Genomic DNA, 13,582 nt, shown 5'->3' with positions numbered 1-13,582 from the left:
GCGCGGAGGGGCCCAGCCGGGCCCCTCCGCGACCGCTCAGCCGCCGAGCGCCGCCTTGGCGTTCTTGTCGAAGTTGGCCAGGACCGTCTTCGGGTCACCGGTGGCGAGCCCCTGCAGGCCGGCCTCCAGGTCGCGCAGGACGCTGTCCATCTTCGGGGCGTTCACCGGGCCCTGGGCGTACGCGACGCCGTCGATGAACGGCTTGTCCGCCGGGAAGGCGCTGGAGTACTGGTCGCGGACGGACTGCCGGGACGGCATCACGCCGAACGCCTTGGCGAAGGCCACCTGCTGGTCGCCCGCGGTCATCGCCTCGACGAACTTGATCGCCTGGTCCTTGTACTTCGACTTGGCCGCGACGCCCCAGCACTGGGTGAACGAGAGGGTGCCCTGCCCCTTCGGGCCCGCCGGCAGCGGCACGACCTTGTACTTCACGTTCGGGAAGTCGTTCTGCAGGGCACCCTTGATCCAGTTGCCCTCGATGGTCATGACGGCCTTGCCCTTGCCGAACGCCTCACCGGACCAGCCGGAGTCGAGCTGCTTCGGGAACTTCGCGTAACCGTTGGTGAGCAGCGACTTCACGTACTGGAGGGCCTGGAGGTTCTCCGGGGTGTCCGCGGTCGGCTGCTTGCCGTCCTTGCTCATGAGCCAGCCGCCGTTCTGCACCATGAAGGCGCCGATCCGGTCGCGGGTGTCGCCGAGGGCGAGCGCCACCATCTTCTTCGCCTTGATCTTCTGGCTGACGGCCGTGAGCTGGTCCCAGGTGGTCGGCACGTCGGCGTCGGTCAGGCCGGCCTTCGCCCACAGGTCGGTGTTGATCTCCAGGGCGAGGGTCGAGAAGTCCTTCGGCGCGCAGTAGAGCTTGCCGTCGTAGGTGAAGGTCGTGCGCAGGCTCTCGTAGAAGTCGTCCGTGTTGCTGATCTTGTCGCCGTACGGCTCCAGCGCGCCGACGCTGGCGTAGTCGGCGAACCGGGTCGCGTCGACGTAGAAGACGTCCGGCGGGGTGCCGCCGGCGAGGGCCTGGCCGAGCTGCTGGGTGAGGTCCTGGGCGGGGGTGACCGTGGCGGTGTTGCCGCTCGACGAGGCCCACTTGGCGGCGGCGTCCTGCACGGCCTTGGTCTCCGCGTCGCCGGAGGAGCCGATCAGGATCTGCAGGCTGGCCGGGCCGCTGGACTGCTTGGTGTCCTTCGCCGAGTCGTCGAAGCCGCTGCCGCACGCGGCGGAGCCGAACAGGGCGACGGCGGCGACGCCGGCCACCGCCGCCCGGGTGAGGGTGCGAGGTGTCATCTGACTCTCCTGATGGGGGATGTGGTCACGCCGTGTGCCGGAGCACCAGCGTGGGAGTGAGCAGCACTTGCTGGTCGGTGGGCTGGCCGTCGAGCAGGGTGGTGAGCAGGTCGACGCAGCGGGCGGCGGCCGCGGCGAGCGGCTGGCTGACGCTGCTCAGGCCGACCGCGGCGGCCACCGGGGTGTCGTCGAAGCCGACGACGGCGACCGGCGCCGCGGCGTCGCGGACGGCCTGGAGCGCGCCGAGGGCGAGCGAGTCGCTGGCGCAGACCACCGCGGTCGGGGGCGCGTCGTGGGCGAGCAGGTCGCGCAGCACGCGCTCGCCCTCGGCGATGCCGTCCTCGCTCTCGCGGCGCAGGCCGGCGACGTCGTGGCCGGCCGCCGTCATCGTGGTACGCCAGCCGGCGCACCGGTCGTCGCCGACGCCGGAGCCGGTGGGCCAGCCGAGGAAGGCGATCCGGTGGTGGCCGGCGTCGAGCAGGTGCCGGGTGGCCTGGGCGGTGCCGGCGGCGCCGTCCACGTCGACCCACGGGTGCCCGTCGAGGGCGTCCCAGGGCCGGCCGAAGGTCACGAAGGGCACCTCGCGCTCGGCGAGCCACGCGGTGCGCGGGTCGCCGTGCTTGGTGCCGGTGAGCACGAACGCGTCCAGGTCGTACGCGCCGAGCAGGTCGTCGTAGGTGGCGATCTCCTGGTCGTCGTCCCGGGCCGTGTAGAGCAGGACCCGGTAGCCGGCGGCGTCGGCCGTCTCGGTGAGGCCGTGCAGGAACCGGTCGAGCACCGAGCCGTTGATCCCGTCCCGGGTGGGCTCGATGCGGACGGCGATGAGGCGGGAGCGGCCGGTGCGCATCTGCCGGGCGGCCTGGTTGGCCCGGTAGCCGAGCGCACTGATCGCCTCCTGCACCCGCCGCCGGGTCTCCTCGCGGACGATGTGCGGCGCGTTGAGCACGTTGGAGACGGTCTGCCGGCTCACCTGGGCGTGCCGGGCCACCGTCGCGATGGTCACCTTTTCAGCCACTAAAACCCTCTCGCCGCCTTGAACGATCCAACTCCGATGGGGCAGGATTAGATCGTTCAAAGTTTCTGGAATGTTTCGCACTTTGCACCGGCCGGAGCCATCTGTCAAGACGGCGCCGTCCCATCGATCAGCACCGGGAGTTCCCCTTGTCCGAACGCCACCTGCAACCGCTGCTGCACGACCTGGTCGGCGTGGTGCACGCCCCCACCAGCGCGCTGGGCGACGCGGCGGGACAGATCCGGCCGCACGGCGTCCAGGGCGTCTTCCACGCCGACGCCCGGGTGCTCTCCCGCGCCGAGCTACGCCTCGACGACCGGGAACCGGAGGCGCTGACCCGCGGGCCCGCCGGGCCGCACGGCGCCCGCTTCGTCGCCCTGGCCCGCTGGCTCGGCGACCCCACACCCGACCCGACCGTCCGGGTCGAGCGCACCCGGCAGGCCGGCCCGCACGGCGTCACCGAGGAACTCGTGGTCACGTCCACCGCCACCGACCCGGTCCGTACCACCGTCAGCGTCGACCTCGGCTGCGACCTCGCCCCCATCGAGCTGGTCAAGTCCGGCGGGAGCGGCGCTCCCTTGGAGGCGAAGGCCGGCGAGCCGGGCCGGGTCCAGTGGGCCGCCGAGGGGCTCACGGTGACCGTGACCGGCGAGGCGGCCATCGTGGACGCCACCGCCGACCGGGCCACCGCACCCCGGCTGAGCTGGCCCGTCACGCTCGCTCCCGGCGAGTCCGCGACGCTGCGCTGGCGGCTGGCCGTCACCGACCCGAAGGCCGTGGTGACCGCCGCCCCACCCGGCCCCGGCTGGTCCGAGCCGGCCGTACGCGCCGACGACCGCCGCCTCGTCCGGCTCCTCGACCGATCCCTGGCCGACCTGCGCGGGCTGCGGCTGGCCGAGCCGGCCCACCCGGAGGACGTCTTCCTCGGCGCCGGCGTGCCCTGGTTCCTCACCCTCTTCGGCCGGGACAGCCTCTGGGCCGCCCGGATGATGCTGCCGCTCGGCACCGACCTGGCGGCCGGCACCCTGCGCGTGCTGGCCCGCCGGCAGGGCACCCGGGTCGACCCCGCCACCGGCGAGGCCCCCGGCAAGATCCTGCACGAGCTGCGCCGGCACGAGTTCGCCCTGTCCGGCAACGGGCTGCGGCTGCCGCCCGCCTACTACGGCACGGTCGACGCCACCATGCTCTGGGTCGGCCTGCTGCATGACGCCTGGCGCTGGGGGCTCGCCCCCGACCAGGTCGAGCCGCTGCTCCCCCACCTGGAGGCGGCGCTCGGCTGGCTCGGCGAGCATGCCGACGCCGACGGCGACGGCTTCGTCGAGTACGTCGACACCACCGGCCACGGCCTGGCCAACCAGGGCTGGAAGGACTCCGGTGACGCGGTGCGCTTCCGGGACGGCCGCCTCGCGCAGCCGCCCATCGTGCTGGCCGAGGTGCAGGGGTATGCGTACCAGGCCGCCGTGAACGGGGCCGACCTGCTGGAAGCCTTCGGCCGCCCCGGCGCCGACCGCTGGCGCTCCTACGCCGACCGGCTCGCCGCCCGCTTCCGCGGCGCGTTCTGGGTCGAGGGCCCGCACGGCCCGCAGCCCGCCCTGGCCCTCGACCGGGACAAGCGCCCGGTGGACTCGCTGACCAGCAACATCGGCCACCTGCTCGGCACCGGGCTGCTGTCGGACGCCGAGTCGGCCCAGGTCGCCGCCCTGCTCTCGACCGAGGCCCTGGCGGGCGGCTTCGGGCTGCGCACCATGTCCACCGATGACGCCGGGTTCAGCCCGCTGTCCTACCACTGCGGGTCGATTTGGGCACACGACACCGCGATCGTGCTGGGCGGGCTGGCCCGGGCCGGGCACCGGGCGGCGGCGCTCCGGCTGGCCGACGGCCTGCTGGCGGCCGCCGAGGCGTTCGACTACCGCCTCCCCGAGCTGTACGGCGGGGACGACCGGGCGCTGCTCGGCCGGCCGGCGCCGTACCCGGCGGCGTGCCACCCGCAGGCCTGGTCGGCGGCGGCGGCCGTGCTGCTCCTCCAGGCCGGCCTCGGCGTCTACCCCGACGTGCCGGCCGGCCGCGTCGACCTCCGCCCCCTGGCCGGCCCCGAACTGGGCGCCCTGACCGCCGAGGGCCTGCGAATCGCCGGCACGCAGGTCAAGGTCACGGTCGACCACACCGGCCAGGCCACCGTTACCAACCTCCCGACGGGCCTGAAGATCCCCACCCCCCGCCGACCCATAAACCCAACCCACTCCCCCGCCTGAGCCCCCCACCCCCTCCCCCGGACCCCCGCCCGGCCCCCGGCGTTGATCATGAGGTTAGTGGCGAAGTTGATCTCCTTGAGTGCCGCAAACCTCATGATCAACGGGGTGGGGTCGGGCCCGGGGGAGGTCAGGCCGGGGTCAGTTCGGCGATCAGTTCGTCGTCCTCCATCGCGCCTGTCGGGCGGAAGCCCAGGGAGGTGTAGAGGGCCGCCGCGGGGGTGTTGTCGGGGTGGTAGCTCAGGCGGATGGGCTGTCCCGCCTTGGCCAGCCAGTCGGTGAGGGTCTTCACCGCGGCGCGGCCGATGCCGCGGTCCTGTTCGGCGGCGTCGATCACCATGCCGCCGATCCAGCGGGAGGCGTCGTCGTCCACGCCCCACATGACGTGCCCGACCACCGTCTCGTCCGCGTACACGGCGAGCGAGGTCCAGACGTCCGCGCGCATGGTCAGCAGCAGGTAGCGGGCCGCCAGCGCCGGCACGAAGGTGCGCTGGTCGTCGCGGGGCGCGACGTCGGCCACCGCCCGCCAGTTGTCGTCGTCCACCGGCCGCAGGGTCACCCGGCGGCCGGCGCGGTCACGCAGCCCGGAATCGATCATGGCGGTCAGCCTAGGGCCGGCCCGCACCCCCGGCCATCGCTTTCGCCGCAGCCGCACACCTGTCTCCTCAACGTCGACCGCGGCCGTCAGCCGGCCGGTGCGGTCGCCGCCGCGTCCAGGTACGGGCGCGGGTCGCCGGCGCCGAGATCGGTGATGCCGGCGGTGTGCAGGGCGCCGATGGCCAGGGTGCGGCGCACGGCCGCAAAGGTGATCACGTGGCCGATGGTGCCGCCCAGGCTGTGCGTCGTCGGCGGCGTGCAGGTGGTGTCGACGAAGGTGTCCGCCAGGGTGCCGGCGGCGAGCGTCCGAGCCACGAAGGCCCGCCAGTCGCGGCCGGCGACGGCGTGCCGGGCGGCCAGGCCGGCCACCGACTGGTCGCTCTCGTCGGGCCACTCGCCGCCGCGCAGCGCCGAGAGCCAGTGCTCCTCCTGCGTGACCATGGCGTTGATCAGCGAACGGAGCGTCGGCTGCTCGTCGATGGTCTCCACGGACACCGAGACGGGCCGGTCGAGCACCTCGTCGTCGAGGGTGGCGGCGCGCTCGATGATCGCCGTGAGGGTCTGCACGTGGTGGTCGACCAGGTGCTGGAGAACGTTCATGGGAGTCTCCTGACGTGCCGCCGGCAGCCGCAGGCCGCCGGGCGGTTGGAAGTGGACGCCGCTGGGGCAGGGCAGCTCCAGCTCGCGGAAGGTCAGCGGCGGGCGCCGTCGCAGCGCGGTCGGAGCGACGCCGTAGGACCGTTGGAAGGCGCGGGTGAACGCCTCGTGCGAGCCGTACCCGGCCTCGACGGCGACGTCGAGGACGGTCCGGTCGCTGGTGGTGAGCCGGTGCGCGGCGCGCTCCAGGAGCAGGCGGCGGCGCAGCGCGCCCGGCGGTTCCCCGGTGGCCGCGGCGACCAGCCGTTCGAAGTGGAACCGGGACAGGTGGGCCCGGGCGGCCAGGCTCGCCGGTCCGGTCTCCGGGTCGTCCAGTGCTTCCTGGAGCCAGTCGAGGAGGCCGGTGAGTCCGTCCGTCTGGGTCATGTGGACAGCCTGCACCCGGCGGGCGCCCCGCCGCTTGATCGCCGTTGCGCACCCGCGCCCCCAGACCGTCAGCGTCGCCGACCGCCGTCAGGTGCGGCTGGCCCCCGGGGGTCAGTCGAGCAGGGCGTCCAGGCCCACGGTGAGCCCCGGCCGGCGGCCGACCTCGCGCACGGCCAGGAGCACGCCCGGCATGAACGAGGCCCGGTCGTACGAGTCGTGGCGGATGGTCAGCGTCTCGCCGGTGGTGCCGAACAGCACCTCCTGGTGGGCGACCAGGCCGGTGGCGCGGACGGCGTGGACGCGTACCCCGTCGATGTCGGCGCCGCGGGCGCCGGCCACCTCGTCCTTCGTGGCGTCCGGGGTGGGGCCGAGCCCGGCGTCGGCGCGGGCCTGCGCGATGAGCCGCGCCGTGTGGGTGGCGGTGCCGCTGGGCGCGTCCAGCTTGCGCGGGTGGTGCTGCTCGATGATCTCGACCGACTCGAAGTGCCGGGCGGCGCGGGCGGCGAACTGCATCATGAGCACCGCGCCGATGCCGAAGTTGGGGGCGATCACCACGCCCACGCCGGGCTTGCCGGCCAGCCAGCCCCGCACCTGGTCGAGGCGCTCCTCGGTGAAGCCGGTGGTGCCGACGACGGCGTGGATGCCCTGGTCGATGCACCAGCGCAGGTTGTCCATGACGACGTCGGGGGTGGTGAAGTCGACGACCACGTCGGCGCCGGCGGCGGCGGACAGGCCGTCGCCCTGGTCGATGGTCGCCGCCAGGTCGAGGTCGCCGGCCGCGTCGACGGCCATGCAGACCTCCATGCCCATCCGGCCCCGGGCGCCCAGGACGCCGACCCGGACCGGGGTCTTCTCCCGCTCGTCAGTCACGGGGCACAACCTATCCCAATCGGGACGCGGCCACCCCGACGGACCGGTAAGCGGGACGGTCAGCGGGCGGCGAAGGCGGACTCGTCGAACGGACCGACCACGGCCAGGGACATCGGCCGGGCGAGCAGGTCGGCGGCGAGGCCGTTGACGTCGTCCAGCGTCACGGCGTCGACCCGGGCCAGCAGCTCGTCGACCGGCATGAGGTTGCCGTAGAGCAGCTCGCCCTTGGCCAGCCGGCTCATCCGGGAGCCGGTGTCCTCCAGGCCGAGGACGAAGGAGCCCTTGCTCATCCCCTTGCCCCGGGCCAGCTCGGCCTCCGTGATCCCGGTGGCGGCCACCCGCTGCAGTTCCGCGCGGGTCAGGTCCAGCACCTCGTCCACCTTGCCCGGGGCGCAGCCGGCGTAGACGGCGAACAGGCCGCTGTCGGCGTACTGGCTGGCGTAGGAGTAGACCGAGTAGGCCAGGCCGCGCTGCTCGCGGATCTCCTGGAACAGCCGGCTGGACATGCCGCCCCCGAGCACGTTGTTGAGCACCCCGAGGGCGAAGCGCCGCTCGTCGGTGCGGTCGATGCCGGGGCAGCCGAGGATGACGTGCGCCTGCTCGGTCTCCTTCGGCTCGACCAGGGTGGCGGCCGGCTTCGTGCGTACCGCGGGGGTGGCCGGCCGGTGCGCGGCCGGCGCGGCCGCGTCGGTGTCCAGCGGGGTGCCGCGCAGCGCCTGGCGGACCAGCTTGACCACGGCGGCGTGGTCGAGGTTGCCGGCGGCCGCGATGACGATCTGCGGCGCGGTGTAGCGGCGGCGGTAGAAGCTCTGGATCTGCCGCCGGGTCATCGGGGTGACCGTCTCCTCGGTGCCGGAGATGAGCCGGCCGAGGGGGTGGTCGCCGTAGACGGCGCGGGCGAAGAGGTCGTGCACCTCGTCGCCGGGCTCGTCGTCGTGCATGGCGATCTCTTCGAGGATGACCCCGCGCTCGGTCTCCACGTCGGCGGGGGCCAGCACCGAGTCGGCGACCAGGTCGCACATGACGTCGATGGCCAGCGGCAGGTCCTCGTCGAGCACCCGGGCGTAGTAGCAGGTGTATTCCTTCGTGGTGAAGGCGTTGGTCTCGCCGCCCACCGCCTCGATCTCGGAGGAGATCTCCAGCGCGCTGCGCTTGTTGGTGCCCTTGAAGAGCAGGTGCTCCAGGAAGTGCGCGGCGCCGGCCTGCGGCCCGGTCTCGTCGCGGGACCCGACCGCCACCCAGATGCCGAACGAGACGCTGCGCATCGCCGGGATCGCCTCGGTGAGCACGCGCAGGCCGCTGGGCAGCACGGTGCGGCGGACGGTGCCGCCCAGCGGGTCGTCGCTGAGCGTACGGGTGACCGCCCGGGCCGTCCCGCTCGCGGCGCGCGCGAGCCCGGGCGACGGCACCCCCCGTCGAGCCGCCGGGAAGGACGAACGACGGGTCCGACTCACGAGGAACCTGCTCTCAGGTCGACGAGGGGTGGGTAATGCGGTGGGAACGAACGACGGCTCCAGCTCGGCACAGCGACCTGGAGCCGTCGGTGGAGCAGTCACCGGCCGGGTGACGCCCGTGGGCGTCACCCGGCCGGTGGTGGATCAGCTGTGCCGGGTGCGGCGCCGCGGGCGGGACTCGCCGCCGCCCTCGCCGCCCTCGCCACGCTCCGGACCCCGGCCGCCGCGGTCGCCGCCGCGCTCGCGGTCGCCGCGGTCGCGCGGGCCGCGGTCGCCGCCGCGGTCCCGGCCGGCCGGACGCTCGCCGCCCTCGGCCTCGGCCGCGGCCGGCGCCTCGGCGCCCTCCGGGCGGACCTTGTCCAGGTAGATCTTGCCGCGGGCGTCGATGTCGGCGATCTCGACCTCGACCTTGTCGCCGACGTTGAGGAAGTCCTCGACCTTCTCGACCCGCTTGCCGTCGCCCACCTTGGAGATGTGCAGCAGGCCGTCGCGGCCCGGGAGCAGCGAGATGAAGGCGCCGAACGCGGCGGTCTTCACCACGGTGCCGAGGAACCGGTCGCCGACCTTCGGCAGCGTCGGGTTGGCGATCGCGTTGATCCGCTCGACCGCGGCCTGGGCCGACGGGCCGTTGGTCGCACCGACGTAGATGGTGCCGTCGTCCTCGATCGAGATCTCGGCGCCGGTCTCGTCCTGGATGGCGTTGATGGTCTGGCCCTTCGGGCCGATCACCATGCCGATCTTGTCGACCGGGATCTTCACGGTGGTGACCCGCGGGGCGTAGTCCGACATCTCGGCCGGAGCCTCGATGGCCCGCTGCATCACGTCGAGGATGGTCTGCCGGGCCTCGTACGCCTGCTGCAGCGCGGCGGCCAGCACGTCCGACGGGATGCCGTCGAGCTTGGTGTCGAGCTGCAGCGCGGTGACGAACTCCCGCGTGCCGGCGACCTTGAAGTCCATGTCACCGAACGCGTCCTCGGCGCCGAGGATGTCGGTCAGCGTCACGTACTGGGTCTTGCCGTCCACCTCGTCGGAGATGAGGCCCATGGCGATGCCGGCGACCGGCGCCTTCAGCGGCACACCCGCCGAGAGCAGGCCCAGCGTCGAGGCGCAGACCGAGCCCATCGAGGTGGAGCCGTTGGAGCCGAGCGCCTCGGAGACCTGCCGGATGGCGTACGGGAACTCCTCGCGCGACGGCAGCACCGGGATCAGCGCGCGCTCGGCGAGAGCGCCGTGGCCGATCTCACGCCGCTTCGGCGAGCCGACCCGGCCGGTCTCACCGGTCGAGTACGGCGGGAAGTTGTAGTTGTGCATGTAGCGCTTGCGGTTCTCCGGGGACAGCGTGTCCACCATCTGCTCCATGCGCAGCATGTTCAGCGTGGTGACGCCCAGGATCTGGGTCTCGCCCCGCTCGAACAGCGCCGAGCCGTGCACCCGCGGCAGCACGCCGACCTCGGCGGTCAGCGGGCGGATGTCCCGCGGGCCGCGGCCGTCGATGCGGACCTGCTCGCGCAGCACCCGGTTGCGGACCTCGGACTTGGTCAGCGACCGGAAGGCGGCGGAAAGCTCCTTCTCGCGGCCCTCGAACCGACCGCCGAGCTCCTCGGCGACCTTGGCCTTGATCCGGTCCAGGGCCTCCTCGCGGTCCGCCTTGCCGGCGATCTTGAGGGCCTCGGCGACCTCGGCGCGGGCCACCTCGGCCACGGCCTCGTACGCGTCGTCCTGGTAGTCCAGGAAGACCGGGAACTCGGCGACCGGCTTGGCGGCCACCTCGGCCAGCTCGCTCTGCGCGCGGCACAGCTCGCGGATCGCCGGCTTGGCGGCCTCCAGGCCGCTGGCCACGATCTCCTCGGTCGGCGCGGTGGCGCCGTCCGAGATCAGGGCCACGGCGTTCGGCGTCGCCTCGGCCTCGACCATCATGATCGCGACGTCGCCGTCCGGCAGCGCCCGGCCGGCCACGACCATGTCGAAGGTGGCCCGGGCCAGCTCCTCCAGGGTCGGGAAGGCGACCCACTGGCCGTCGACGTGCGCGACGCGGGTCGCGCCGATCGGGCCGGAGAACGGCAGGCCGGAGAGCTTGGTCGACATCGAGGCGGCGTTGATGGCCACCACGTCGTACGGGTGCTGCGGGTCGAGGGCCAGCACGGTCTCGACGACCTGGACCTCGTTGCGCAGGCCCTTCACGAACGACGGGCGCAGCGGCCGGTCGATCAGCCGGCAGGTGAGGATGGCGTCCTCGCTGGGCCGGCCCTCGCGGCGGAAGAACGAGCCGGGGATGCGGCCCGCGGCGTACATCCGCTCCTCGACGTCGACGGTCAGCGGGAAGAAGTCGAACTGCTCCCGGGGCTGCTTGCCGGCGGTGGTGGCGGAGAGGACGACCGTCTCGCCGAGCTGGGCGATGACGGAGCCGGCGGCCTGACGGGCCAGCCGGCCGGTGGAGAAGGTGATCTCGCGGGTGCCGAAGGACCCGTTGTCGATCACCGCGGTGCGGGATTCGGTGCCGAGGTTGGTCTCGGTCATGTGCTGTGGTGCTCCTTCGCGTCGTCGGCCCACGACACGGGGAACTGCTCAGGCGGCCGGTCTTCGATCGAAGCGCCCGGGTGGCCGGCATGATGCCGGGATTCCGGGGGCCACTACCGGAGACCGGTGCTGACCGGCTCCCTCTCGGGTTGTCGCGCGGCCGGGTTCTTCTGGTGGTACCGGAACGGGGGAGCGGCCGAGCGGCCACTCCCCCGTCACATCATCGGCGCAGGCCGAGCCGCTCGATGAGCGACCGGTAGCGGTTGATGTCCTTCTTCTGGACGTAGTTGAGCAGCCGACGGCGACGGCCGACCAGCAGCAGCAGCCCGCGGCGGCTGTGGTGGTCGTGCTTGTGCACCTTCAGGTGCTCGGTGAGCTCGGCGATCCGCTTGGTGAGGACCGCGACCTGCACCTCCGGCGAACCGGTGTCGCCCTCGGCGGTCGCGTACTCCGCACGGATCTTGGCCTTGGCTTCCTGGTCGAGCGCCATGTTCTCCCTGTTTCGTGGAACGTTCGATGAGGTCCGTCGGATCGGTCGGAGTGACCGGGTAACGGACCGGTTCCTCGCACCCGCGGCGTCGTGCAGGCACGCGAGGCCCCACGTCGGTCAGCCGACGTCCCCGCCAGCCTACCAGCCCGGTGGGGAAGCGCCCGGCGAAGGGCCGCGACGGGGCCCGCCGGCCGGCTCCGGCGCGCTCAGCCGACCGCCCGGCGGGTCCGCTCCACGTCCTCGGCGATCTGTGCCACCAAGGGCTCGATCGCGTCGTACGTCCGTTGTTCGCGCAGGTGCGCCACGAAGTCCAGGGCCAGCCGCTCGCCGTACAGGTCGCCGGTGAAGTCCAGCGCGTACGCCTCCACCCGGCGCTCCCGGCCCGAGAAGGTCGGGTTGGTGCCGATGGAGACCGCCGCCGCCAGGGGCTCCCCGCCCCGGCGCACCAGCCGGGCCGCGTACACCCCGTCGGCGGGGACCGCCGCGTACCGGTGGGTCAGCAGGTTGGCGGTCGGGTAGCCCAGCTCCCGCCCGCGCTGGTCACCGCGGACCACCACACCCTCGACCCGGTGCGGCCGGCCCAGCGCGGCGGCCGCCGCGGCCACGTCGCCCGCGTCGACGCAGGAGCGGATGTACGTGGAGGAGAAGACCGTGCCCGCCTCGGCGACCAGCGGGGCGCCCTCGACCCCGAAGCCGAACGTGCGGCCCAGCCGCTCCAGCAGCGCCACGTCGCCGGCCGCCCGGTGCCCGAACCGGAAGTTGTCGCCGACCACCACCAGCGCGGCGTGCAGGTGCTCGACGAGGATGTCGTGCACGAACGCCTCGGCCGGCAGCCGGGAGAACTCCGGGGTGAACGGCACCACGCAGAGCACGTCGGCGCCGAGCGCCTCGATGAGCTCCGCCTTGCGGGCCGGCTCGGTGAGCACGGCCGGGTGCGAGCCGGGGCGCACCACCTCGGCCGGGTGCGGGTCGAACGTCACCACCACCGACTTGACGCCCAGCTCACGGGCGCGCGCCACGGCGTGGCCGATGGTGGCCTGGTGCCCCTTGTGCACGCCGTCGAAGACGCCGATGGTGACCACCGACCGCCCCCAGCCGCCGGGCGCCGCCTCGTACCCCCGCCACCGCTGCATGCCGCTCCTCCCCTGTCCGCCCGCGCCGTTCAGGCGGGGGCCAGCACGATCTCCGCGCGGGCCCGCCCGTCCCGCTCGCTGACGATAGCGATCAACCCGCCGTCCGGGCCGAAGACCGCGTACGGCCCGGCGATGCCGGCCGGGTCCAGCGGCCCGCCGTGGGAGAGCACCTTCGCCTCCTCGGGCGTGGCGTCCCGGCGCGGGAAGAACCGGCCGGCGGCCGCGTCCAGCGGCAGGTTCACCACGTCGGGCGCGCGCTGCTCCAGCGCGTCGAGGGTGGCCGCCTCGGCCAGGGTGAACCCGCCGACCGCGGTGCGGCGCAGCGCCGTGAGGTGGCCGCCGACCCCGAGCGCCAGGCCCGCGTCCCGGGCGATGGCCCGGATGTACGTCCCGGACGAGCAGGTCACGTCGACGTCCACGTCCACCACGTCCGGGGTGTCGCGGCGGATCGCCAGCACGTCCAGCCGGGAGATGGTCACCCGCCGGGCCGGCAGCTCGACGCTCTCCCCCTCGCGCACCCGCTTGTACGCCCGCTGACCGTTGATCTTGATGGCGCTGACCGCGCTGGGCACCTGGTCGATCTCGCCGGTGAGCGCGGCGAGCGCGGCGCGGACCGCCTCGTCGGTGACCGTCCCCGCCGGGGTGCTGGCGATCACGTCGCCCTCGGCGTCGTCGGTGACCGTCGCCTGGCCGAGCCGGATCGTCGCCGTGTAGCTCTTGCCGGCGCCGATCACGTAGGTGAGCAGCCGGGTGGCCCGGCCCACGCCGATCACCAGCACGCCGGTGGCCATCGGGTCCAGCGTGCCGCCGTGCCCCACCCGCCGGGTCCGGGCCAGCCGCCGGATGCGGGCCACCACGTCGTGCGACGTCATGCCGCCGGGCTTGTCGACCACGATCAGACCGTCTGCGCTCACGACCGCCAAGCCTGCCAGACGGCGGTGATCGGCCCTGCG

Annotated in this window: 11 protein-coding genes; 1 reads left to right on the top strand and 10 read right to left on the bottom strand. The window is 73.6% G+C overall.

Features of this window, described 5'->3' with window-relative positions; translation table 11 throughout:
* Positions 1-36: 36 nt before the first annotated feature.
* Positions 37-1,284, bottom strand: coding sequence for a sugar ABC transporter substrate-binding protein (locus GCE86_RS01595; RefSeq protein ID WP_154225246.1), 1,248 nt, complete (start codon positions 1,282-1,284; stop codon positions 37-39).
* A gap of 25 nt (positions 1,285-1,309) precedes the next feature.
* Positions 1,310-2,287 (bottom strand): LacI family DNA-binding transcriptional regulator, encoded by a 978-nt coding sequence (locus GCE86_RS01590; protein WP_244317144.1) that lies wholly within the window; start codon positions 2,285-2,287, stop codon positions 1,310-1,312.
* Between the two features lie 158 nt (positions 2,288-2,445).
* On the opposite strand from GCE86_RS01590, the gene GCE86_RS01585 reads away from it, so the two are divergent.
* Positions 2,446-4,548 (top strand): amylo-alpha-1,6-glucosidase, encoded by a 2,103-nt coding sequence (locus tag GCE86_RS01585; RefSeq protein ID WP_154225244.1) that lies wholly within the window; start codon positions 2,446-2,448, stop codon positions 4,546-4,548.
* A gap of 127 nt (positions 4,549-4,675) precedes the next feature.
* Here the strand turns inward: GCE86_RS01585 and GCE86_RS01580 are convergent, their stop codons facing one another.
* From GCE86_RS01580 to truB, 8 genes are all read right to left on the bottom strand, one after another.
* Positions 4,676-5,143 carry a GNAT family N-acetyltransferase gene (locus GCE86_RS01580; RefSeq protein ID WP_154225243.1) on the bottom strand — a complete coding sequence of 156 codons (468 nt, stop codon included), beginning with the start codon at positions 5,141-5,143 and terminating at the stop codon, positions 4,676-4,678.
* 86 nt (positions 5,144-5,229) lie between these two features.
* Positions 5,230-6,165 carry a helix-turn-helix domain-containing protein gene (locus GCE86_RS01575; protein WP_154225242.1) on the bottom strand — a complete coding sequence of 312 codons (936 nt, stop codon included), beginning with the start codon at positions 6,163-6,165 and terminating at the stop codon, positions 5,230-5,232.
* A gap of 111 nt (positions 6,166-6,276) precedes the next feature.
* Positions 6,277-7,035, bottom strand: a complete 759-nt coding sequence (dapB, locus tag GCE86_RS01570; protein ID WP_154225241.1) for a 4-hydroxy-tetrahydrodipicolinate reductase — start codon at positions 7,033-7,035, stop codon at positions 6,277-6,279.
* Positions 7,036-7,094: 59 nt separating this feature from the next.
* Positions 7,095-8,489 (bottom strand): M16 family metallopeptidase, encoded by a 1,395-nt coding sequence (locus GCE86_RS01565; protein WP_420846467.1) that lies wholly within the window; start codon positions 8,487-8,489, stop codon positions 7,095-7,097.
* A gap of 144 nt (positions 8,490-8,633) precedes the next feature.
* Positions 8,634-11,006 carry a polyribonucleotide nucleotidyltransferase gene (locus tag GCE86_RS01560; RefSeq protein WP_154225240.1) on the bottom strand — a complete coding sequence of 791 codons (2,373 nt, stop codon included), beginning with the start codon at positions 11,004-11,006 and terminating at the stop codon, positions 8,634-8,636.
* A gap of 220 nt (positions 11,007-11,226) precedes the next feature.
* Positions 11,227-11,496 carry a 30S ribosomal protein S15 gene (rpsO, locus tag GCE86_RS01555; RefSeq protein WP_043962418.1) on the bottom strand — a complete coding sequence of 90 codons (270 nt, stop codon included), beginning with the start codon at positions 11,494-11,496 and terminating at the stop codon, positions 11,227-11,229.
* A 206-nt stretch (positions 11,497-11,702) separates the two neighbouring features.
* On the bottom strand, positions 11,703-12,629 hold the full coding sequence (locus GCE86_RS01550) for a bifunctional riboflavin kinase/FAD synthetase (protein WP_091312167.1): 927 nt from the start codon (positions 12,627-12,629) through the stop codon (positions 11,703-11,705).
* A gap of 29 nt (positions 12,630-12,658) precedes the next feature.
* On the bottom strand, positions 12,659-13,543 hold the full coding sequence (truB, locus tag GCE86_RS01545; protein WP_154225239.1) for a tRNA pseudouridine(55) synthase TruB: 885 nt from the start codon (positions 13,541-13,543) through the stop codon (positions 12,659-12,661).
* Between the last annotated feature and the right edge of the window lie 39 nt (positions 13,544-13,582).

This window comes from Micromonospora terminaliae (genome assembly GCF_009671205.1).
GTDB classification, from domain to species: domain Bacteria; phylum Actinomycetota; class Actinomycetes; order Mycobacteriales; family Micromonosporaceae; genus Micromonospora; species Micromonospora terminaliae.
This window is presented reverse-complemented; position numbering and strand designations above follow the sequence as displayed.